This window comes from Pseudomonas fluorescens (assembly GCF_003732425.1).
In the GTDB taxonomy this organism is placed as follows: Bacteria; Pseudomonadota; Gammaproteobacteria; order Pseudomonadales; family Pseudomonadaceae; genus Aquipseudomonas; species Aquipseudomonas fluorescens_BE.
In genome coordinates, this window is record NZ_MOBX01000013.1 from 291,577 (window position 1) to 314,096 (window position 22,520).

Annotated in this window: 15 protein-coding genes; 11 read left to right on the forward strand and 4 right to left on the reverse strand. The window is 54.6% G+C overall.

Annotation, left to right across the window (positions count from 1 at the left end; all coding sequences use genetic code 11):
• Window positions 1–3: 3 nt before the first annotated feature.
• Window positions 4–897: an AraC family transcriptional regulator gene (locus BK670_RS11735; RefSeq protein WP_029240836.1), complete on the reverse strand. Its 894-nt coding sequence runs from the start codon at window positions 895–897 to the stop codon at window positions 4–6.
• Window positions 898–1,035: 138 nt separating this feature from the next.
• Here BK670_RS11735 and BK670_RS11740 point away from each other — a divergent pair, with 138 nt between their 5' ends.
• The 3 genes from BK670_RS11740 to BK670_RS11750 are packed head-to-tail and all read left to right on the forward strand — an operon-like array spanning window position 1,036 to window position 3,169.
• A complete protein-coding gene (locus BK670_RS11740) occupies window positions 1,036–1,779 on the forward strand; it encodes an SDR family NAD(P)-dependent oxidoreductase (RefSeq protein ID WP_123449895.1) in 744 nt (247 codons plus the stop codon).
• Between the two features lie 14 nt (window positions 1,780–1,793).
• Window positions 1,794–2,195 (forward strand): VOC family protein, encoded by a 402-nt coding sequence (locus BK670_RS11745; protein WP_123449896.1) that lies wholly within the window; start codon window positions 1,794–1,796, stop codon window positions 2,193–2,195.
• Window positions 2,192–3,169 carry a saccharopine dehydrogenase family protein gene (locus tag BK670_RS11750; protein ID WP_123449897.1) on the forward strand — a complete coding sequence of 326 codons (978 nt, stop codon included), beginning with the start codon at window positions 2,192–2,194 and terminating at the stop codon, window positions 3,167–3,169. Before BK670_RS11745 ends, BK670_RS11750 begins: the two co-directional genes overlap by 4 nt.
• A gap of 1,178 nt (window positions 3,170–4,347) precedes the next feature.
• Here the strand turns inward: BK670_RS11750 and BK670_RS29895 are convergent.
• Window positions 4,348–4,548: a DNA-binding protein gene (locus BK670_RS29895; protein ID WP_311197024.1), complete on the reverse strand. Its 201-nt coding sequence runs from the start codon at window positions 4,546–4,548 to the stop codon at window positions 4,348–4,350.
• Between the two features lie 127 nt (window positions 4,549–4,675).
• On the opposite strand from BK670_RS29895, the gene BK670_RS11765 reads away from it, so the two are divergent.
• The 3 genes from BK670_RS11765 to BK670_RS11775 all read left to right on the forward strand — a co-directional run bounded on the left by BK670_RS11765 (window position 4,676) and on the right by BK670_RS11775 (window position 9,120).
• Complete coding sequence (locus BK670_RS11765) at window positions 4,676–5,656, forward strand: site-specific integrase (RefSeq protein ID WP_123449899.1); 981 nt, start codon at window positions 4,676–4,678, stop codon at window positions 5,654–5,656.
• 240 nt (window positions 5,657–5,896) lie between these two features.
• Window positions 5,897–7,711 carry a VPA1262 family N-terminal domain-containing protein gene (locus tag BK670_RS11770; protein WP_123449900.1) on the forward strand — a complete coding sequence of 605 codons (1,815 nt, stop codon included), beginning with the start codon at window positions 5,897–5,899 and terminating at the stop codon, window positions 7,709–7,711.
• A 74-nt stretch (window positions 7,712–7,785) separates the two neighbouring features.
• On the forward strand, window positions 7,786–9,120 hold the full coding sequence (locus BK670_RS11775; protein WP_148047024.1) for a hypothetical protein: 1,335 nt from the start codon (window positions 7,786–7,788) through the stop codon (window positions 9,118–9,120).
• A gap of 113 nt (window positions 9,121–9,233) precedes the next feature.
• Here BK670_RS11775 and BK670_RS11780 read toward each other — a convergent pair whose 3' ends face one another.
• Window positions 9,234–14,354, reverse strand: a complete 5,121-nt coding sequence (locus tag BK670_RS11780) for an ATP-binding protein (RefSeq protein ID WP_123449902.1) — start codon at window positions 14,352–14,354, stop codon at window positions 9,234–9,236.
• 70 nt (window positions 14,355–14,424) lie between these two features.
• On the reverse strand, window positions 14,425–15,387 hold the full coding sequence (locus BK670_RS11785) for a hypothetical protein (protein ID WP_123449903.1): 963 nt from the start codon (window positions 15,385–15,387) through the stop codon (window positions 14,425–14,427).
• A gap of 191 nt (window positions 15,388–15,578) precedes the next feature.
• Here BK670_RS11785 and BK670_RS11790 point away from each other — a divergent pair, with 191 nt between their 5' ends.
• From BK670_RS11790 to BK670_RS11810, 5 genes are all read left to right on the forward strand, one after another.
• Window positions 15,579–16,397, forward strand: coding sequence for a hypothetical protein (locus BK670_RS11790; RefSeq protein WP_123449904.1), 819 nt, complete (start codon window positions 15,579–15,581; stop codon window positions 16,395–16,397).
• Between the two features lie 288 nt (window positions 16,398–16,685).
• Window positions 16,686–18,413 carry an ATP-dependent nuclease gene (locus BK670_RS11795; RefSeq protein ID WP_123449905.1) on the forward strand — a complete coding sequence of 576 codons (1,728 nt, stop codon included), beginning with the start codon at window positions 16,686–16,688 and terminating at the stop codon, window positions 18,411–18,413.
• On the forward strand, window positions 18,403–19,821 hold the full coding sequence (locus tag BK670_RS11800) for a UvrD-helicase domain-containing protein (RefSeq protein WP_123449906.1): 1,419 nt from the start codon (window positions 18,403–18,405) through the stop codon (window positions 19,819–19,821). Before BK670_RS11795 ends, BK670_RS11800 begins: the two co-directional genes overlap by 11 nt.
• Before the next feature lie 75 nt (window positions 19,822–19,896).
• The gene (locus BK670_RS11805; protein ID WP_123449907.1) at window positions 19,897–21,156 is read left to right on the forward strand and encodes a phosphoribosyltransferase-like protein; all 1,260 of its coding nucleotides are present in this window, start codon (window positions 19,897–19,899) and stop codon (window positions 21,154–21,156) included.
• 161 nt (window positions 21,157–21,317) lie between these two features.
• On the forward strand, window positions 21,318–22,481 hold the full coding sequence (locus BK670_RS11810; RefSeq protein WP_123449908.1) for a reverse transcriptase family protein: 1,164 nt from the start codon (window positions 21,318–21,320) through the stop codon (window positions 22,479–22,481).
• Window positions 22,482–22,520 lie beyond the last annotated feature (39 nt).

A 22,520-nucleotide genomic window follows, 5' to 3' on the forward strand; every position in this document is an offset into this window, starting at 1 on the left:
TGATCAGGCCCTTGAAACTTTACTCTCGTGCTGAATGCGCGCAGCGTCTCGTGAGGGCGGTAGCCCGAAGACTTTTGCGTAATCTCGGCTGAACTGGGTGCTGCTTTCATACCCGACTTCAAAGGCAGCCGCAGTGACGCTTCTGGCGTTGGCAACCATAAGGGTGCGAGCCTGAAGCAGGCGTACACGCTTCTGATATTGCAGAGGGCTCAGCGTGGTTACCGCCTTGAAGTGTCGGTGAAATGCCGAAACGCTCATCGCTGCTTTCTCTGCCATATGTTCTACCCGAATAGATTCAGCGAAGTCGCGGCGGATCCATTGAATGGCCTGATTGACGCGGGCCATCGCAGAGTCTGGAGCGGCGATTTCACGCAGCATCCAGCCGTGAGGGCCTTGGAGTACACGGTAGAGGATCTCGCGTTCGTATGCGGGCGCCAGGGCGGCGATACTTTGCGGGTCACCCATCAAGCGCAGCAGGCGCACCCAAGCGTCCATCAACTGAGGCGTGACCGGCGCTACTGAAAAACCCGGATCTTGGTCATGGCGATCAGCCGGAAGAGGTAGGTCGGCCAGCAGAGTGGTTAGCGCCACCGGGTCGAGCGTCAGACTTACCGCGAGATAAGGCTCTCCGGTCGACGCCGGATGAACTGTGCCCACCGCGGGCAGCTCGATGGACATCACGAAGTACGTCGCCGGGTCATAGTGCAACGTCTGCTCCCCGACGGTCATGGTTTTACTGCCCTGGAGAATCAGGTTGATCATCGGCTCGTAGACGGCGGCCAGCATGTGCTCGGGAATCTCACCCTGCACCATGGCTACCCTGGGGATTCCTGTCTCAGTGCGCCGATTTTCAGCACTTGAGGTCAGGGCTCGCAGTTCATTCAATTGTGTGGTCATGGGCTGGATCCTGCCCGGCTCGTTTGAGACTTGGCAAGCAAAAAGCAGAAACAGGCAGGTTTCGAGTAGGAATGGCCACGTTCTGGATGGCCGGGGACTCTACTGTGGAGGCTCAAGTCATCGACACGGGAATGCACCATGGGCGTCATCGTTATCACCGGAGGCAGTCGCGGCATCGGCGCCAGCGCTGCTCTCCATATTGCCGAACGGGGGATGGGCGTCATCCTAACCTACAACCAGAATCCTGATGCAGCTCACCAGGTCGTCCGGCAAATTGAGGCCGCTGGCGGCAAGGCGGTTGCGCTGCGGCTGGACGTGAGTAACACCTCAAGCTTTGCTGCATTTCGTGATGCCGTGTTCTCCGCTCTGGAGATTACCTGGGGTACAAACACGCTGGCAGGTCTGGTAAATAACGCAGGCTACGGTCTGTTCAACCCGCTGGAGTCAGTCAGCGAGGAGCAATTCGACGGTCTGTTCGCAGTGCACCTCAAGGGGCCTTTCTTCTTCACTCAAACGCTGCTGCCGCTACTTGAAGATGGCGCGAGCATCGTCAACCTGACCAGTGCCACAACACGCGTCGCAACAGCAGGGGTCGCGCCGTATGCGGCCTTTAAAGGCGGTCTCGAAGTGCTGACCCGCTACATGGCGAAAGAATTGTGTGAACGCGGTATTCGTGCCAATGCGGTTTCGCCTGGTGCCATTCGTACTGAGCTGGGGGGCGGTTTGAACGATGAGTTTGAAGCCATGCTGGCCGGTCAGACAGCACTGGGCCGGGTGGGCGAGCCGCAAGACGTCGCTCGTGTTATTGCGATGCTGCTCTCTCAGGAAAGCGCCTGGATCAACGCGCAAACCATCGAAGTCGCAGGCGGCTACATCATCTGAATCATGGAGGCTCCATGCTCGATCATATTTTTCTCTCGGTAAGCGACATCAAGCGCTCGATACACTTTTATGAGGCAGCACTGACGCCGCTTGGCATCACGGCGCGTCTGGATTACGACGGCAAGGACGGGCCTCCTGGTCATCCTGACCTCAAGGGCTTTGGCGCCCATGGCCGAATGTTCTTCTGGCTGCGCGAAGGGGTGGTGGAGGGACAGGCGGTGCACGTTGGTTTCGTCGCCAATAGCCGTGCCGAGGTCGATGTCGCTTATGCAGCGGCCATAGCCCAAGGGGCAACAGACAACGGCCCTCCCGGCGCACGTCTGCATTACGACCCGAACTACTATGCGGCCAATGTCCTCGACCCGGACGGCTATAGCCTCGAATTCGTTTACAAGAACTGGCAGCACGGCCAATGAAAACTCTGATGATTTATGGTGCGACCGGCTACACCGGACGCATGGCCGCGCAGCACGCCAAAGCGGTGGGCCTGGATCTGATTCTGGCAGGCCGTAGCGCTGACCGACTGGCGCCTCTGGCCGCCGAACTGGAGCTGCCTTTTCGCGTATTTGGCGCTGAAGGTGTGACGGCAGATGCATTGGACGGTATCAGCGTGCTGCTGAATTTCGCCGGGCCATTCGCATATACCGCAGAGCATTTGATGCGCGCCTGTATCGGGGCAGGTGCGGACTACCTCGACATCACCGCAGAGATTAACGTTTATCGGCTGGCCGAGTCATTGAATCTCGAAGCTGCGCAAGCGGGTGTCATGTTGTTGCCTGGCGTTGGTTGGGACGTGGTGCCGACCGACTGCCTGGCTGTGCATGTCGCAGCCAGGGTTGAACAACCCCAATCGTTGAACTTGGCGCTGCAAGTGGCAGGCCCCATGTCTCGCGGCTCGGCATCAAGCGTGAGTGAGATCATCGGCGCAGGGGTTCTGGCGCGTATTGAAGGGGAACTCGTAGCAGCCCCCGACCAGCCTCCCCGCGAGTTTGATTTTGGCGCGGGCCCAAAGCTGTGTGTGCCATTGTCATTCGGGGATCTGGTGACGGGCTGGCGCTCCACAGGTATACCTAACATAGCCGTGTACGTGCACATCCCGGATGTCGCCTTTCCCGAGGGCGACCTCTCGCTATTGCCGGAAGGCCCGAGTGAAGAGCAGCGTCTGGCGCATCGAGCATTGGCCGTGGCCGAGGTCGTGGATGCAGATAGCAGTGTGGCCCGCTCGGTGATCGAGACCGTCAACGGGTACACCTACACACCGCTGGCGGCGGTTGAGGCGGCTCGCCGAGTGCTGAGCGGGGAGCGGCGCGCAGGTTTTGAAACCCCTGCACACCTGCTCGGCGTCGGTTTCGCCGAAACCGTAGCCGGTACAACAATCACCGATTTCTAGCCAGAGTTGGGCAGCCGAGTGAATGCTGCCCTGACGTGATTAATCGAAAAACAACGACTAGGGGCGACTGTGGGCGATCAGGCGTTGGGAGATAAGGGTCATCGCGCCTGCTTAAAATATGCGGCCACCATCGCCCTTAATGCTGGACTTTGGAAGGTGAGTTAGCCGGACGCTTACCGAAAAACTGAAAACCTTTTGAGTCTTCCATTTCTGTCATGTAGCGCTATCGCTCCGTCGCCGATGGAGATTGAATGCGCATCAAGCAGCGCCTGAGGCTGTCCGATGTTGCCCCCAAGGATGTTGCGCCCAAGTAGCCGCGGTTTGTGCCACCGATTGTAGGGTTTACGCGAGTTGGACATTCACCGCGCCGCCAAACCCGTTACGGGCATCCCTAACAGCGCGGGCCAACTCGGCCCAGATCGGGACGTTCTTCTGTCAGGCGGTTGAGCACTGAGCTTCGATTCCAGGACAGATGCGTGCTGGCATAGTGGCCGACGCGGGCCGGGGCCAACAGCGCGCGGTGCTTCCACGCCAATCCGCGCCCCAGCCCTTGAGCGGCGGCCCTATCGGAGAAGAGCGACCAGATGAGTTCCAGATCGGCTCCTACCTGCAGCCGTACGCTCAATACTGGTTCGACGTCGGCACGCGGCTCATCCTCCAGCAGCCCTGTATTCGCATCAAACCACGCAGAAAATCGCCGTAGGTATAGAGATTCAACAGGTGATCGGGCATAGCCCCGACGGTGACAGTGATCACAATCGGGTGACCGAGTTGCGGTAATGTTTCAACGCCTCGCGGGAGTGAAGGTGCTTTTCTTCCAGAGAGCGAATCTGCTCATCCTTCTCCTGCGCGCGAATTTCCAAGTCACTGCAATTTTGGCTCAGGCGTGCATTGCGGGTGATTTCAGTTTGAAGGCCGGTCTAGCAGATCAGTAACTCCTCCGTTTGAGCTTCCAATGCCGCCTTCTGGGTATCAAACTGGCGCTCCAAAACGGTGAGCTCCGCGTTCAGAGCGTCGTACTTTTTCTCCAGTGCAAGCCGCTGTTCGTCAAAAAGCCTTGGGCGTGCGCAATAGCTTCCTCCCCCCCTCCTCCGTCATTCGCTCTAAGAGGCCGGCTACAAGCTCGGTCAATTCATCACTCAGCCGCTCTCTAGAGGCCCGCGGTCGTGGGTCAAAATCTACTTCAAATACCGCTGAATAGTCGTCTTCGAGCCCGTATTGCGGAGTTCGATGCTCGCGGCGTCGATGCTTGGGTTCTCTCCCAGAGCAAGCAGCGATTCCCGGGACTTCTGAACAATCCCCCTCGTTAATTCCGCCGCGTGCCATTTCACTCTCCTACAATTTCGTACCGCATTACATACTACGTTTATACATAACACTTATTGATCAAAAAAGAATAATTTACGTAACTTTCTTTGATAAAATAATCGAGCGTTATCGCATCATAGAACCGGTTTTCGCCTTTTCCAGCGTCGGAAAAGGTACGTTTGGCGTAGAAGGGTCGAGATGAACAAGGCGGATCGTTACCTGCAGGCCGGCACCCGGGAGAACACTCGGCGTAGCTACCGTGCGGCGGTGGAACACTTCGAAGTGACCTGGGGCGGCTTTCTCCCCACGACCGGCGATGGCATCGTGCGTTACCTCGCTGAGTACGCCGACCAGCACACCATCAGCACGCTGAAGCAGCGCCTGGCCGCCCTGGCACAGTGGCACATCACCCAAGGGTTCCCCGATCCCACCAAAACGCCGACCGTTAAGCAAATGATCAAGGGCATTCGGACATTGCATCCTGCCCAAGAGAAACAGGCCGCCCCCCTCCTTCTACATCATCTGGAACAAGCGGTGAGGTGGCTTGAGCGAGAGGCGGCTCTCGCGGCTGAGCGCGGCGAATTTGGAAGTGTGATCAGGCATAGGCGAGACATCGCTCTGGTGCTGATTGGGTTCTGGCGAGGGTTCCGGGGTGACGAACTGGCTCGTTTGCAGGTCGAGCACACCCAAGCGGAGTCAGGGATAGGCATCACTTTCTATCTGCCGCACACAAAGGGTGATCGACAACACATGGGGACGACATTCCACACCCCTGCCTTAAAAAAACTATGCCCAGTTCAAGCCTATATCAACTGGATCACCGAGGCCGGCATTGCGCGTGGGCCGGTGTTCAGGAAGTTGGATCGCTGGGGCAATCTCGCCGAGGCAGGCATCAATTCGAACAGCTTGATACCCCTACTTCGCCGCATCTTTGAGCAGACAGGAGTTTCGGCTGATCTTTATAGCAGTCACTCCATGCGGCGTGGGTTTGCCACCTGGGCGGCGGCGAATGGCTGGGACATTAAAGCGCTGATGACCTACGTCGGCTGGAAGGACATGAAGTCAGCCATGCGCTACATCGATACGGCAAATTCCTTTGGGGAATTGGCGGCAGGTCGGCCGCTCACTTCATCAGCTATTCCTCAAGCGCATGCGTTGACAGTGGCTGAAAATCCCTAAGGTCGGATGAGGTCACATGGGTAGGGGCACGGACCTGGGTGCGACCGATTTTCGTAGACCATTGTGCCCTCGGCAGATAACGCCATAGCACTTGCGACCCAGCTCTTTTGTCGCGATGCTCAAGCCGACTTCGGCATGGTGCAAGCGTTACTCTATCGCTGACCCCTTAGGTGGATTAATACATTTCATAGAGCCATATGGCCGTGCCCCAACCAAGGCTTCTCATATATTGGTCAAAACATGCATAAAAAAACGATTGTTTGGGATGTGGCCAGAACACTGGCAAAGCTACGAGAGCTGGTGCAGCCTGGTGTCATTGGTTTCTATCGCAGCGTCGAGGTTACCGAGGTTCTCGGGGTTCAAGGTTCTACGCTTACGAATATTCTGACGCACGCAGTTGCAGAACCGCTTGATGCGCCTTCGGAAATTGATTGGAAGTCGGTTCTTCTAAACGGGAAGGAACGACACAGGGTCCCTGGAACTGAATGGAACGTTGGCATAGCGCAGTATCGTCTCTCGCTTGAGGTCTTCCTGGAGAAGCTGGCCGAGTTTGGAGAGACCGGCCAATGGAAGCCCGCGCCGATTGAAGTCCGGACGGGCACTCTGGCAGCAGTTCCTCCTCAGTTCGTCCCCGCCGACGGGCGCGACCATCACCCGTGGAACGGCGTTCTCAAGAACAACTTCTTCGAAGGTTCCCACGTATTGGAGTTGTTCGATACCACCAAGCAGCACTTACAGTTCCTGCTTGATGATTCGCGCAGGCTGACCACCCTTGCGAAGATTGTTGGCAAGTATCTGCCGATAGAGGTGGATGGGATGTCGGACCGTCTGGGCAACGTCATCATTCAATTGCCCGTGACAGTGATGTCCACCGAGGTACGCGGATCCCCCGAAGGCGACCACTCTGTGGCCGTCGCTTGGCACCCGGACGTGCCCCCTCGCAACGTTCGGATTGCTGCTGAAATTTGGCAAGACTCGACAGTGACGAGCTTCGATTCGGCTGTCATTTCCACTGGCGAGGCGAAACTTCAGCTCAACTCTCCGGGTGGAGGGGCACGCACGAATGTCTGGGACGAAGAGAAGCGCATCTTACTGAGTGCCACCCCTCCAGTGAACTTCTTCACGAGCATGTCCCTTTCGATGTCGGTCGACCATCACGGGAATGAGCCGCTAAATCGCGAGTTCCTCCTGACAGACTCCGCAGGCAAGCAGAATATCCAGTCGCTGCGACTTATAAAGCCCGTCGAGCCGGGTCGACTCATTGGAAGCAGCCCCGAGTCCCCCAGGGAACCATGGGTTTCACAACGTGTCTTCAGCGAATCAGTAACCAGCCTCAAAGCACGGAAGGAATTTGTTCAGTACGGCATCGACGAGGCCAAACATGAAGAGGCTGTTGATCAGCAGGTCGCCAAGGCAAACGGCATCAATGATGAGGAAGCCGAGGGCGAGGAAACGTCACCGGATACCATGTCCCGGAAGGACGCAAGGCGGAAGGCGGCGCTCGAAGACCTCCAGTGGTTGATGCAAAAACATGGTGGAGAAGGCGTCTGGTTGTGGGACCCGTTTCTTAGCGCAGAGGACGTCTTGCGCACGCTGTTCTTCTGCCCCCACAGCAGTGTTCCTCTCCGGGCGTTGACTGCTGGTAAAGCCCCCCCGGGCAGAATACAGAAGTTGGAGGCTGGAGGTGGAGTGTCCGCGCGGGAGCTTCAGCGGCTAGCCCGCGCACGAGCGGAAAAGCAGAAGAGCGAACAGGCTGACCAGCTTGAAGCGGCGAAGGGTAACTTTCATGGACTGCAACTCGAGTTTCGCATACGGGAGGGAGGCGCGGGATGGGGATTCCATGACCGCTTCATCATCTTCCCGAGAGCGCAAGGTTCGGCGCTGGCGTGGTCGCTCGGCACATCGATAAATAGCTTCGGCGATGAACACCATATCCTTCAGAAGGTTTCACACGGCGAACCTATCGCTCAGGCCTTCCAAGACCTGTGGGGGCAGCTCGAAGGGGAAAGGCACCTAATCTGGAAGACATCGACTAACGGGGGGCAGGAGCAATGAAGGGCGATTCATCTGACCGTGCAGTGTACATGGCTGTCGAGATGCCTATCGCTTTGGTAAGAGCCTTAGCGAGCATGCCGGAGCTCTACGCTCAGTCGAAGCCTCTCAACATTGTAGCGTTGAAGGACGAGCTTGATGAAGAGCTTTGGTGGGGGACCGAGTCTGGAACCCCTGAGGCGGAAGAGCAAGCGAGGCAGCGGCTGCGTGCTCAGAGTTGGGCGCTGCAGGAATTGGAAGCATTAGCGCCTGAGTCACCCTATGGGTTGTATCACCTGCAGATTGTCCTAACGACCTGGCTGATTTCATCGCCGTCCGACAGGAGCGCAGTGGACGTGCTACCGCAAGAATTCGCCCGCCTGCCGCTACTGGATGGTCTGGAAAAGCTTTTGAAGGATACGGTCATGGGTATCCAAAATTGCCGCCACCGTATCGATGATGACCGGTGGCGCGAAGATATGCAGGCTGCAGGCCGTAGTGGTGACTACCGCAAGCTTGGCATGCTGATTCGCCATCTGAATATGGAGCTTTCGCCCGATATCCGCCTGGCCGTGATGCTCCTCGCGAAGTACACGCCCGACAGACTTGCCCGCCACGTCGAGGAGAGGCGCGACGTCTTGTTCTCAGTCGGTGTCCGAGACGCACTCGCTGACGACGCCCCCAGATTTGCTTTATCTGTTAGCGATGTCACCTTCAAGTTTGTTTGCACTTCTCAACTCGCCAATGTCGGGGCGACGTCTGCACCGGAAGGCGCGGTAGAAGTTGTCCGTGAGTTGTTACTTCAGGTTGCTCAAACAGGTCTCTGGCGTGCATGGATATTCGACTTCGCTCAATATCCGCAAGCGGATAACGTTGCGGAGAAGGCACTCTCGGAGGCACTTACCCAGTTGACTGCGGCTCACTGGGCTGATTTTGTTGACGCTGTTGAGCTTTGGACGCATGCAGGAACTGCAGGACCGGTGGCTAACATCCTAATCCCCTTCCTTAATGCCATGGGAAAGGAAAGATCTGCCGACATGTGGCGACTTGCGTTTGCGCGATGGGATAAATGGGACTATTGCAGTGACGATAGAGACAAACACCTGTTCGCGCCTTCCGCATGTTCTTTTGATTTTCCAGTAGCCATGTATTACACATTTCTTCCCCTCGATGAGGCCCAAGCTGAAATGGCCAAACTTCTGGAAGGCATTGCGGCAGTTGAGCAGAAATGGTTCACAAACTTTTCAGAGCTTGTGACCTATCGTAATCGCCTCTCCTCTCGGCTGCGCCTGGTTCAGCATAGCTTCACCATTCGCAATCCACCGCCGGGAGGTATTAACTCGCTACCGCCTTGCATCGAACCAGATAACGAATTTTCAGAAGTTCGCTACCGATTCTTTGACGTAAGCGCTCCAAGGAGACGTGGAAGATAGGAAATGTCGCGAGCCGTGACGGCTTGCTCAGCGTTTACTGCTGTCCTAACAGGATCCAGCTTCTGGCCTAGCTCCCCCGCTGCTACTGCGGGGGAGCGTTGGATGGCCAGCTCCTAAAAAGAAATTCTTCGTGTCCTGATCAGATTTTCCCGCAAGTAGTACGCCCTCGCGGAACCGGTTTCTACCAGGCCGGTAAGCAATCCTAGACAAGCGTTGTACATGCTGCGCGTCAACGCTGCTCGGTTCTCAATTTGCAAGTAACGAGCCATGGACATTTCGAGATAGAAAGCCGTATTTAGCTGTCGGGAAATAATCGCAGTATCGGCTGAAAACTTCTTCGCCAAGATGAAAATACCATCCTCAAAAAACAGTTCATGGAAGTTGTACATCAATGAACTGAGCGCCTCGAAAACGTGGCTGTTATGCCCCGAGGTCCGTACAAAGTCTAAAAGATCGCAGGCGCCAACCTGAAGGCACGCAGTCTCGCTGGGGTGGCGTTGCCAATGGCTGTCGGAATAAAGCATACCCCGAAGCAACGTATTCAAATCATGCTGGTGGCCAGCGTAGGGATCATTGACCTCTGTCGCCGCAATGGCGTGTAGCCCAGGTGCAAGTACCCTCCACAACGTCCAAATCGCATCGAAATCGTTCTTCTTCTCCATGGCAATATCAAAGGCTAATTTGACAAGGTAGGTAAAGGTGGGCGCCTTCGAGCACCCGGCACGCAAAACCTCGCGCACCGGCTCGAAATTTCTATGTTTTGAATGCACCACATGCTCTGCCAAGCAGTCCTGAATTTGTTTCTTTATCTCGTAGTGTATTTTTTCCTGGTTACCTTGCCGCGGCTCCCGGTATTGATCCTCGTAAACAAAACCGACGATTTTCTTGAGTAGCCGAATGTGGTCCTCTTCCTGATTGTTGTAAGGAATGAGCAACATGGGCAGATGAATTAGCCACGGAGCATGGCTTTCGAGCGAGCAGTCTTCAACATTCAACGGGAAATGCCCTGCCAATATTTCATCCCTGAATCGAGCAATCGTCTCGCTCCAATCCTCACGCCACTTAGCGGGAACATCGCCGCCGTAATGATGATGGCTGCTGGTTTTCGCCGTATCCATCCTGAAGCGAGCATGCTCCACTGCCCCAGCCAGACAGCGGGAGGCAAAGTCATGGTTGCTTGGCCAAAGGTAGGTCCTTACCCCTTTCGCGGCGGACGCACATACATGCAAATTGGCATGAGTCAACGCGGTGACGATTACATATTCCAAAACTTCTACGTCTTTATCCTGCAGCTCAAAATCGAACATTTTGGCCAGTACGAATGCACACGCCGCCGCGCCATACTGATCCGTCGCATCAACCGCAGAGTGATCTTCTAGATTGTCTGCATGCATGCAGACTGTGTCGAAGATGATCTCAAAGCACCATTCCTTGTCTTCGGCTGACAGTTCGGCGTCAGCGTCTCGAATGCAAACAGCTGCCGTGGTCGTGATAGCGCCGATGGCCATACTCTGAAAACCTATAACCTTCCCTGTCTCAAACGCAGCAATGAGCCCTCGCGCCTCCGCGATAGCATCCTGGTAGGTGGCATAACGCGCAGTGTCGTAGCTGAGGTCGTCGAACGCCTTTCTGGACCACGCGTACAATCGCTGAACCACCGAATCGTACGAATGCTTGTCATTGAACTCACGTTGAACCTGCTGAAGGTCCTCAGGCAATGCAGCACTTGATTGTAGAATTAGTCGATTGTTCTTCCGGTCTTCTACCGCTTCCCAAGCGCGAGTATCCACACGGTGGATCATGAACCGTAAATTACTGTCCTTGGTAACTTCCGCCTCAGCGATGAAAGCGTCGACTATCTGCACAGCTTCGCCCCGCAAGCTCTCATGAAATTGGAGCTTGACCAGTAACTCTTCCAGCGTCTCTGCGCGCCATGGCCGAAGGGCCGCCTCTCTGCGCTCCTCCGCGTAAAATTTCGCCATCACGTCGCGATGCATCATGGTTCCAAACCAATTCATCTCGGCGCCGCCCATCTCCTGGACCTTACGCTGCAAATCCAGGCTATAAAGCCGGAAACTTCTTAAGAGGGGCAGCGCCGAGGCCCCCACCTTACTAGAACAGGCAACGGCGACAGAGGCTAGAACGGAAGTCGGCATTACCGAATTGCTAGACCGTAGGAGGTAGTCATACAGCCAAACAATTTCACCTTCCTGCGTACAGGCGTTAACCCACGCAAATAACCAATTCTCCAATGCCATCATTGCGCATTGCAGTACGCCCGGTAACGTGGAATGCCCCCTGTAGCCTTTCCAGAGATGCGGGGAAGCATACTGAAGCACGCGATGCCCATCAGCCAGTTGTAGTTCAATTTGCTCCACGGCCATTTCTTCGGTAAAACCGAACCCCAGTGTCTGTTCAGAACGTGCACCAAACTCTGACTCGGCATGCTTCTGTGCTGTGGTATTACACAAGTTTATGATGAAATCCAAAGCCTTTCTGGGATGTTGCCTCAACAGATATTTGAAAGGGCCCTTGGCGCCGCTGGCAGGTGAAAAGCCACGTTCGACGTCTAGCCCATAGGACTCCTCAACGTCCAGTCGCTGACGCGGCATGGGCCACGAGGGGTCAGATTCAGGCTCCTCCCTCTTCCATTCATGCAGGGCCAAACGGATGACGAAATCTGGGCTACGCATGCAGAGCATCGGCATAGCATCGCCCAGCAGCGCCAACTGAGTGAGCTCATCCACGTAGCTCGGTCGCTCTGAGCGCTTCTTGTACCGGAATACGTCGCGCTCGACCAAGGCACTAAAGTCTTGCTCGACCGCCGCCGAGACTTTCAATAAAACTTTAAGAATTTTCTTCCTGAGAGAGTCACGCCGGTAGTCATCCTTGATGCGTTCAAGCAGAAACAGCGCTAGCAGCCCGACGCATTGCGAGCCGTGGGGAAGCTCCTCCCAGATATTTATTTGCTCGCACCAAGTGCTCAGCACTTCAGCGACTTGGATACACGTCGGCTCGGCCAGCTGTTGCCTGGCGGCGTAGGTAAAATCAACCAAGGCATTCCACCCATCTCCATAGGGCCTTAAGAGCAACACTTTGGCCAGTCCAGTCTTTTCATCTATGCCAAGCGGGACATTGTCTCCTTCAACGGGGCGCTGACAGGTGATCCGCAATATGAAGAAGAAACGGATCAGTATGTCTTCTTTGTTTTGCAGTAGTAGAGGCTTGAGTGAGACTAAAAAGTCTTGGGGATCCGGACATTGCAGGACGGCCGCAATCGCCTCATCTTTCCAATAGTTTTCGATGCCCCCATCTGTGAGTATCGTTTCCAAAAAGCCGTTCAGCCCTCTACGCGACTTCAATTTGTGGTGCAGCCACAGCCTAAATCCGCGGTTGATTGCGGGTTCATTTCCGATGGCGGTCAGAAATCGGGTGGGTTCCCCTTCGCTGTCAATGTATTCACCCTCGATGAACTCCTCCAGCGCCCAGTCTTCCAAAACGTCGTGGCTGGGGCTGATCAGCGAAGTACGCGGGTCTCGGTAAATCAGGTGGTCTTCTTCCAGCTTGGCAATGACTTCTGCATCGAAATCAACATCCCGAACCCCGAACACCATGCGTTTGGCGCGCAGCTTGGCCACGGCAATAAATGTAGCTTTGCGTCTGCCCGGCATGCCTGCCTTGCGTTCTGTGCTTTTCGCAATCACCGAGTCCCAGACAATGGTCCGAAATTCTGCTTCTGTATCTTGCGGATTAAAATGCGCACCGTTACCAATCGCTCTTACCGCCAAGTCGATGAAAAACGGAATTTTCAGAATGTCGAAGAGCAACTCATTTGAAATCAGGGCGTTTAGCTCTGGAGTCTGTTCACAGAGCTGGCCTACCTGATCTTTCGAAAAGCCTTCGATGTTGATACTGCTGAAAGCAATGCCGCTTGGCTGTAAATAGTTGAACGTCAGTTGCTGGTACGCATAATCGCGGCCGGTGGCAATAATGGTCCAGCCCTGTTGCCCCTTGATGAAGTTGAGTAAATCAATAAACGCCGATTGATGATCGAGTTCGAGGATTTTCTCCACCGACTCGATCACCAAAACCTTCCTACTCAACAACGCTAATTGGCTGGCAATCTGACTCAGGGTTGAACGCATACCGAACGCAGTGAAAACGTCATTTAGGTGGGACTTATCGAGATCTTCTGCGCGAAGATAGAATACGGCGGTGTCTTGAAGTCTCACTGACACAAAGTCTTTGACGATGGCAGATTTACCGGCCCCCCTCCCCCCTGTAACGAAAAGAAAGCCAGTTTGGTCATAGGCGTCTGCTATTGCCGCCAACTGCTCATCTCGATGGACATGAACCTCGTTGATCGAGCTCGAAATTCCGGAAGCGATACGTTCGCCACGGTCACGCAACCTACCAATGTCACTCTCTATTCCGAGCGCGACAGGTCTAACGAATAACGCCGACAGTTCTTGCGGTGCATTATCAAGGGTAAGCGTGCCCCCGTTCTGGTTAAATTCCTGCACCGTCGTGGTGACTTTCGCCAGGACCAGATGGGGAGATTGGTTCGAATGACACTGGATCAACGCCCCCAGCAAGCTGGCCACCACTGACGCCTTGGCGTCCAAGTCATAGGAGAGTAAGTAAAATACCTTTAGAAAACTCCACAGCTGATGGTCACTGATTTCTTGACCGCCGTTGGCTGACTGCAATTGGCTTTTGAAGATGCGTAATCGTTCGAGCTTCGCCTTGCTGGTGAAGCCTTTGGTCTGGGATTTACGGATGAATTCATCAGCGTTTGCTGAGTACCGAGCCCACTCGAGCACGGGCAGCGTGTGGTTTACATCGAGTTTTGGGAGTGGCCCGGTGATCAATGCAATCGCATCGTTTTGCAGATCGAAAGTATAACTGGTGAAGTCCGACCAAGCCCCCTTCACCACATGCGCAAACATTGAATCTTCAACGTCATTGATCGTGATTTCGTGCTTAACCTGCGCGTAAAGTCTGCTCACAGTGCTTTGCTCGTCACCGGCTACTAGGACGAAGTCGTCGGTTTGAACCCCATCGTATTTGTTCTGGAACTTGATTTGCTGCGCCTTTGCATTGGACGGGAGGCAAGGCAGAGGCGAGCCAGCCAGCAACGCGACGGCAAATGCAGCTTGCACACGAGTTTCGAAGTTAACCCCACCACCACCAGTTGAGAAGGGATTGCTTTGAGCCTTTAGATCATCATTCATGTCGCGTTCCCTAGTGGCAACTGGTGGTTTCGATGGCCGGCCGACACTGTCGGTTTTCATTTCCACTCGTTCAATGACTTACCACCGGTGGCTTGTAATCGCATTTTTCTCGGGTGAAGTCGGTGGGCACGATTACTGAAGCTTCAAAGAAGGTGCCAAAGTCAAAATCTTCCAGGCCATAAGGCGCTACAAGCACGGATTCCTGCGCGCTTCCCAGAAACACCACCGGGCGCGCCGGGTCGACGTTTGCGCACTCATGCGAGTAATTAAAATCCAGCGCATGCGCCATCAGATACACCTTCTCCGGTAAGCGGCTGTCGTTCAACTGCCCTCCAGACCAACTCAGTCCGAAGAACAGGATTACTCCGGAAACCCCTATGAACAACAGTGAATACAGCGGTACCGCCGCTAAAGGATTACTTCCGACATGCTTGTCTTTAAGCCAGGCCAGCACGGACAAAACATGCGCGGCGGCGGCCATCCCGGCCACCGCCAGGGCAAAAGGTACAAAAAGCTTGAACAGCACCAGTCCGGTGGTCATGACTAAGGTAATTGGGAATGCCGTAGCATCGACGTGAAAAACCCCATTGACGAAGCCTGCCGCCTTCCCCCGAGCATAAAAGATGGCCGCTGATAAGATCAGTGAAAGCAGAAATTTGGTGACCGAGAAGCGCCACAACGATCTGACCAAGGTCGAGCGCTCCAGCGAGACTCCGACAAAAATCGTACTCAACGCCACCGCCCACAGCCGCAACGCCAACGTATGCTGACTGAGCCACTCAATATCACTACTTGCAGATCGCGTGATCGCAAGGATGATGCCGACACAGCCGATGACCCCCAGGGACCACCTGACATCGAAGGACTCGTCCTCTTCGCGCCGCTTCTGTGCGTTCAGGTGCTCAGTTAAACGAGTGCTGATGTTGCGCACAAAGTACTTCAACGATTTGTCATCTTTCCTGTAAAAATCCAGCTCACTCCCTTTCAGCTCTTGATGTATGCCTTCAACACTTCGCTCAATTTCCTTGGTCATTTGCTAGTCCATTCACATACCTAATACTCATGTCGCGATTCGGAAGCCTCAACTCCCTGCCGCCTCCGGATCATTCCCTAATGGTAAGAGCAATGGAAGCGCGGCCGTTGAAGAGATGACACTCCGGACTGTCTATGCTGTGCAAACCTTTCACGCCTCAGCCACCTCATATCCCCAACCAGGAGCTAGCTATGACTGAGCAAATCTCAAAAAACAAGAAAAGACCCACAGTTCTTTTTCAGGTGTGGGAGCCCTTTCGGCAGTCAGTAATAGAAGAAAACCGCTTTTACCTTGAGCAAGCGAAAGGCAGGCTGCTCTCGCAGTTCAACGACATAGACAGAGAGGCTGACGCAGCGGGAGAGCGGTGGCTTGAAGATCAAGCCCCATATTTCGATCCAGACAGAGACGATCCGGGAAGTGCCTATGAGAACGCCTACGACCATAGCATCGAGTTTTATCGGCTATTGAGTGAGATGCGCGATCAAACTCGGCTGAGCATAATCGCCGGCATGTTCCATGAGTGGGATAAGAAGCTACGTAGCTGGCTGGTGAAGGAGATTAGGCATTGGCACGATGGTGAGGAAGTCCTCAAGAAGACATGGTCAGCCAACTTCGACGAAATTGCCGAGCTTCTGGACGCTACGGGCCTAGCCAAACAGAACACAGACTACATGCGAAAACTCAGTACGTATCGCTATGTGATCAATGTCTATAAGCATGGTGATGGCAGCGCTTTCGAAACGCTGAAAGCCAACCATCCAGAGTTTTTGAGGAAGTCCCCCATCGACGAAATTCTTCCAGAATTCACGTGGATGGATCACACGGACCTCACTGCAACGGACCAACAGCTAGATGAGCTTTCAGATACGATCATCGAGTTCTGGAAATCCATCCCACACGAGATTAACGACGATACGGTGACTTGGGCGCCACAGTGGTTTGTTAAAGCTCAAACCAGAGATAGCGCAAAGAGCCAACCTAAAAAACCGACATCTAGCCCAGCTGGTTAACCTAACCTCATGAGTTTCGGGGGGGGGGGGATTTATCCCTCCGTGCGTATCTGCTATTGGCCTATTGTTTCGTGTCGCCACCGGCAGACATGGACAGCTCTTTGCCGATCAGGGTGACAAAGCGTGGATGCATTCGCTGATTAGGTCGAATTTAGACGGGTGGCCGTGAAATGCAATTTCGCATGAGTAACTCGACTCCAGTATCCCCAGTGGCTTGCTATGCGGCAGCAGGCTATGCTCCGTTGAGGTATCGACCGAGTATCGTTCTTAACGCATGGAGGCGCGCCAATGGCACGGATTCGCAAGCTAGAAATACAGAACTTCCGTTCGATCCAACAGCTGAATTGGTCACCTTCCCCTGGATTCAATTGCCTGATTGGGCCGGGTGACAGCGGAAAGTCTACCATTCTAGATGCCATTGAGCTTTGCCTAGGCGCTAGGCGCAGTGCCCCCTTTGGGGACAACGACTTCTACAACCTCAACGTCAATGCGCCGATCACTATCTCGATCACATTGGGTGATCTGCCCGACGACCTGATCAATCTTGATAGCTATGGCGATTTTTTGCGTGGTTTCGATGCTGTATTCGGAGCAATCGAAGACGAGCCAAGGTTTGGCATCGAGACCGTTCTAACTCAACGTTTGATCGTTCATAGCGACCTTGAGCCATTATGGGGACTTTTCTCCAATCGAGCCGAGCAGCAAGGGCTGGAGCGCAACCTTTCCTGGAAAGATCGCTCCCGCATCGCACCTGCGCGTATTGGTAGCTTCGCAAACACAAATTTGTCGTGGAGTCGCAACTCGATCCTCAATCGGCTCACTGATGAGCGTCCGGCTTTAGGGGAGGCGCTCGCAAATGCTGCCAGGGAGGCGCGAAATAACTTCGGTGCTCAAGCGGGTGAGCAGCTTCAACAGCCCCTTCAGATCGTCACGGAAACAGCCAGAAACCTTGGCGTCCCAGTGGGTGTATTCGCACAAGCGCTCTTGGATGCGCACTCTGTGTCCATCGGAGATGGTGCAATCGCATTGCACAACGAGCAAGGGATACCGTTGCGATCCTTAGGTACAGGCTCATCTCGTTTGCTTGTGGCCGGACTTCAACGCCGAGCCGCTGAAGCTGCCTCAATCGCGTTAGTTGATGAGGTGGAATTTGGTCTTGAGCCGCACCGTCTGGTTCGATTCATGGATTCTCTCGGTGGCAAGGAGCCCCAACCGCCACTTCAGGTGTTCCTTACCACCCATTCACCCGTGGCACTGCGCGAGCTTTCGGGCAATCAACTTTTCGTTGTTCGAGCTCAAATTGGATTCCATGAGGTTCGTCAGGCAGGCATTACCGATGACGTTCAGAGCACCCTTCGAGCTGACCCTGAGGCGTTTTTGGCCAAGCGGATCATCGTATGCGAGGGTGCAAGCGAAGTCGGTCTTATGCGAGGGCTCGATCAGTTCTGGGGGGCACAGAGGTTTCCCTCTTTTCTAGCCACTGGAGGCGCATACGTAAACGTGAGCGGAGGAAGCACCGACAACTGTTATCTGCGAGGCAGTGCGTTGTTGAGCTTGGGTTACCAAGTTTTCGTGATCGTTGACGCTGACAAACCGCCAACCCCAGCTGTGCGAGATGCCTTCCACTTTGCGGGTGGGCAATCAGCAACATGGGGGCAAGGTCGTGCCTTGGAGGACGAGCTATTCCTTAGCCTGTCCGATGTGGCGATCGACGCCTTGTTGGCCAAAGCGCTCGAAGTCAGGGGGCGTGACATCGTGGCAGCGCACATCCGTGAGAAGTCGGAAAATGCACTTTCGCTAGACATGATTCAAGCTTCACGACCGGGTTTGCCCTATTCGCCATTGGTCCGAGGCGTTCTCGGAATTGCTTCACGTATCCGAAAGAACGGCTGGTACAAATCTGTCACCACCTACGAATACATTGCCAAGAACATCATTGGTCCTGACTTACCTAATGCGAACCCAGGCTTCCAAGCGATCATCAACAGGATTAGGGATTGGATTCATGCCGCCTGAGATCAATATTTTGGCGTTCCATCGGGGCTCTGTCACGGCGCCTGCTGGGTGTGGAAAAACGCAGCTCATTGCCGATACCTTGGCACTGCATACGGGCCCCAAACCTGCGTTGATTTTGACCCACACCAACGCTGGGGTGGCAGCATTACGCGCCAGAATGTCACGAGCGAACATCCCGAATGCATCGTATGTAATTGCAACCTTAGATGGCTTCACCATGAAGCTCATCAGTCGGTTTCCGGCGAGAAGCGGGCATGACCCAGCGATCATGCTTTTGCAAAATCCCAGTCATGACTATCCCGCTATTCGAGCCTCCGCGATTGCGCTTTTGAGTGGACGCCATCTTGATAGCGTACTGCAGGCCAGCTATGCGTATTTGCTGGTCGATGAATATCAGGATTGCAATGAAGCACAACATGCGATCGTTACCTGGTTGGCGCAAGCACTCCGCACCTACGTCTTGGGCGACCCGATGCAAGCGATCTTCAACTTTGGGGGAAACAGGCTTGTCGATTGGACTGCTGAGGTGATCGTTCATTTTCCTCCTATCGGGGCTCTAAGCACCCCTTGGAGGTGGCGCAGAGCGGGTACAGAAGAGTTCGGGAGGTGGCTACTTCAGGCAAGAGGGCTGTTGGAAACGGGACAGCCTATTGACTTGGGTACGGCGCCCGATGAAGTTGAGTGGGTGCGAATAGAGGCTGCTACAGCTGATGCTCAACGACGCACAGCTGCCCTGGTGCGACTTCAGGATGGTGAATCGGCCTTGATAATTGGGGATTCCAGAAACACTGCTGGCCGCCAGCGACTCACGAGCCAAACTGCTGGAGCCACTACCGTCGAGAGCGTCGATCTTCCAGACCTCATATCTTTCGCCAGAACCTTCGTTCCCACTGTAGAGCAGTCGCTGAATCAGCTTGTTAATTTTGCAGCGAGTGTGATGACGAGCGTTGGGGCGGCCGCGTTTTTACCTAGGATTGAGATCATTCGCAATGGTCGAAATCGCACTGCTCCGACTCCGGCTGAGCAGTGCGCGATTACCTTCCTCGACACGCTGACACACGGTAGCGCGGCCGAGCTTCTGCAATGCCTATCTAGACAACAGGGGGCGCATGTATACCGACCCGAGTTACTGCGCTGTTGCCTGGCAGCGTTGAGAGTTGCAACGATAGGAGGGCAGTCCCTGTACGCCGCTGCAGCTCAAATTCGCGAAAGAAATCGTATGCTCGGCCGACCACTGTCACGTCGTGCGGTAGGCAGCACATTGTTGCTCAAAGGCTTAGAAGCTGAAATTGCAGTTATCCTGCAACCAGATGAGATGAACGCTAAGAACCTCTACGTGGCGATGACCCGTGGGGCAAAGAAGCTTCTCATTTGCTCTCAAACTCCTGTCCTTCATCCCCCAAGATAACTACGAACTTGGTAATGCTGGCCAAAGGCACCACATCGGAAAATGAGGTGGTTTGAACGTTTAAGGAAGCAGGCTATGCAGCAGGTTGGTCAGAAGGAAAAAGCCAAGCTCTGGCTCTCACAGTTCGACCAAGGGCCGAATGACCGCGCGCTCGCCGAGAAGCTGCTCAACTCAGTGAACTACTGCCCGTTGAATGAGTTCAAGGACAGCATGGTCAAACTCACGCGCAAGGTATTGCCACTCAAACAACCTTCCGCGCTGTTCATCGAGCGTGAGCTCCAACCCACCAAAGCCAAGCTCCCGCCCCCTCTGTACAAGCAAAAGAAAACCTACAGTAAGCGATCGAAGAAAAAGCACATCAGGGCTTACGGAGCTGCCATCCAAGCGGTCAAGTCAATCAAGTACAAAACTCAGGATATTGGCAGTGAAGCGCTGACTGCCTGGATAGCAAATACCTTGTGCCGTCAGAACGATGTGCGCTTTCTCTTGCAGCCCACCGCTGACAACATTAGAAACTCGAAAGTCAGAAACTTCGTCGTGCTCACAGACTTCATCGGCAGCGGTGATCGGGCGCGGAAAATCTTGGATGCGATGTGGGGCGTGGCCTCCATCAGGAGCTGGTATTCGGGCAAATTCGTCAAACTTTGGGTATTGGGTTACAGCGGAACGGAGCAAGGCATAATCAATGTCCGCAGCCACAGATTTGCGCCTCAAGTGCATGTGGTCACTGACTGTCCCACCATCTTCAACAGCTTTGATGAAGACAAGGACGACATAATCGCTCTGTGTAAGGTGTACGGCGCTCACAGCGAAAATCCGCTGGGGTATCAAGGCGCAGCAGCACTCCTGGCTTTCGAGCATGGTGCGCCGAACAACATGCCGGCAATCTTCGTGTCTGAGAAGAACCGTGGTGCCAAACGCTGGGCACCTCTGTTCCCCAAGCGAGTGACCGAGTACTACTGGCGATCCACCGACGTCGACATGGCTCCCGTCATTACCAATGCACTCGAAGCACTGAGAATGCCCGAAATCCAAGGCGCACCGAGTTTTCGGCGTGCAAGCAACACGCTCAAATTAGCCGTGATAACTCTCCTCGCGTTCTCGCAGAAGAAAAGACGAGCAGCGGATCTACGGCGGCTGCTCCCGCTATCACTGGACACGTTGCTGCTTGCGAAAGATCGAGCCGTCAAACGGGCCTGGATTACGGCAGAGGGAGCCCTCACGCTAGCGGGCCGAAAACAGATAAGAATGTTGCGACGGCAGGGAGCCAAATTTTTTGTAGCCCCCGACCCCTTCGCTCCGTATCATCCGGGGCAACTGAGGGTTCCGCAGTAGCGGAATCTAGTATCCCGCACGCTGTGCGGGACGTTTAGGGAGCAAACTCTGCTTTCCGCTGGAACGATCTCACGCTGACAGGAGGTTAAGAGCCTTAAAATGACGCTATCGATGTCTGGCTATTTTAAGGCTCTCATCCGCCAGGCGGAATCTAAAGGTAGATGAAACGCTGGAGCCCTCAGCCCTATTTAAAAGCAGGACGTGCCGCAGGCATTCCTGAGGACGTTCTGCAGAACGCGGTGAAGATCGCCGATGAAATGCATGATGATTGTCCCCCTGTCTTCTCCCTCAAGCACTTGGCCAACCTGACAGGCGTTCCTTACCCCTTCCTGCACAGAACCATTGGCAGAACGTACCAGACAGAAGCCTACACCGTGTTCAGGCTACAAAAGGCGAACGCGGGCCACAGCCCTGATCGCTTCCGATACATCTGCGCCCCAAGTCCTGAGCTGCTCCGAGCTCAGCGATGGATCAACAAGCACATCCTGTCGAACCTCACGCCTCACCATGCGAGCTATGCCTATGATGAGCGCAACGGCGTTTTGGAAGCGGCTAGCGTGCACTGCCAGGCAACCTGGTTGATTAAACTCGACCTCACCAATTTCTTCGAGTCCATCTTGGAGCCACAGGTTTTTAAGCTTTTCAGGTCAATTGGGTATCAGCCTCTTGTAGCTTTTGAGTTGTCGAGACTCTGCACTCGCACTCGCGTCAGCGGTAATCCAGACAGCAAGTTCTGGCGCGGGGAACTCTCGGCGAACTTGCCATATAAAGACTCCAGGATCGGCCATCTACCTCAAGGTGCTGCAACCTCCCCCAAGATTGCCAACCTGGTCATGCGATCGCTCGACGAACAGCTCTACGACTTCGCCTCAAGAAATGAGCTCATCTACACTCGGTACGCGGACGACCTGATTTTCTCTTCAAGGCAGCCTTTCGATCGAGCCATAGCCTCCAACCATATTCAGGCCGTCAACCAGGTGCTGCGTGCCGCTGGGTACTGGCTAAACCGTGCCAAAACCAAAGTCGTCACCCCTGGGACAAGAAAGGTAGTGCTGGGTTTGCTGGTGGATGGCCCTGTACCGAGACTCACGAAAGCCTACAAGAAGTATGTCAGTGACCACCTTTATTACCTGTCACATCCGGAGATCAGCGCCGAAGCCCATGCAGCACGCAAAGGGTTCAACTCGCTTCAGGGGCTAATCAACCATGTCAGCGGCAAGATCGCCTACGGCATCAGCATCGAACCGCGGTGGGGGGCTGAGCACGGACAGAAGCTCAAGCAAATTTGCGATAGGTTACTGGTTGATCATGTTGTGTTTCCGTGATGCCGGATGGCGTGGGTTGGCTGAACAAGCCACGGAGCT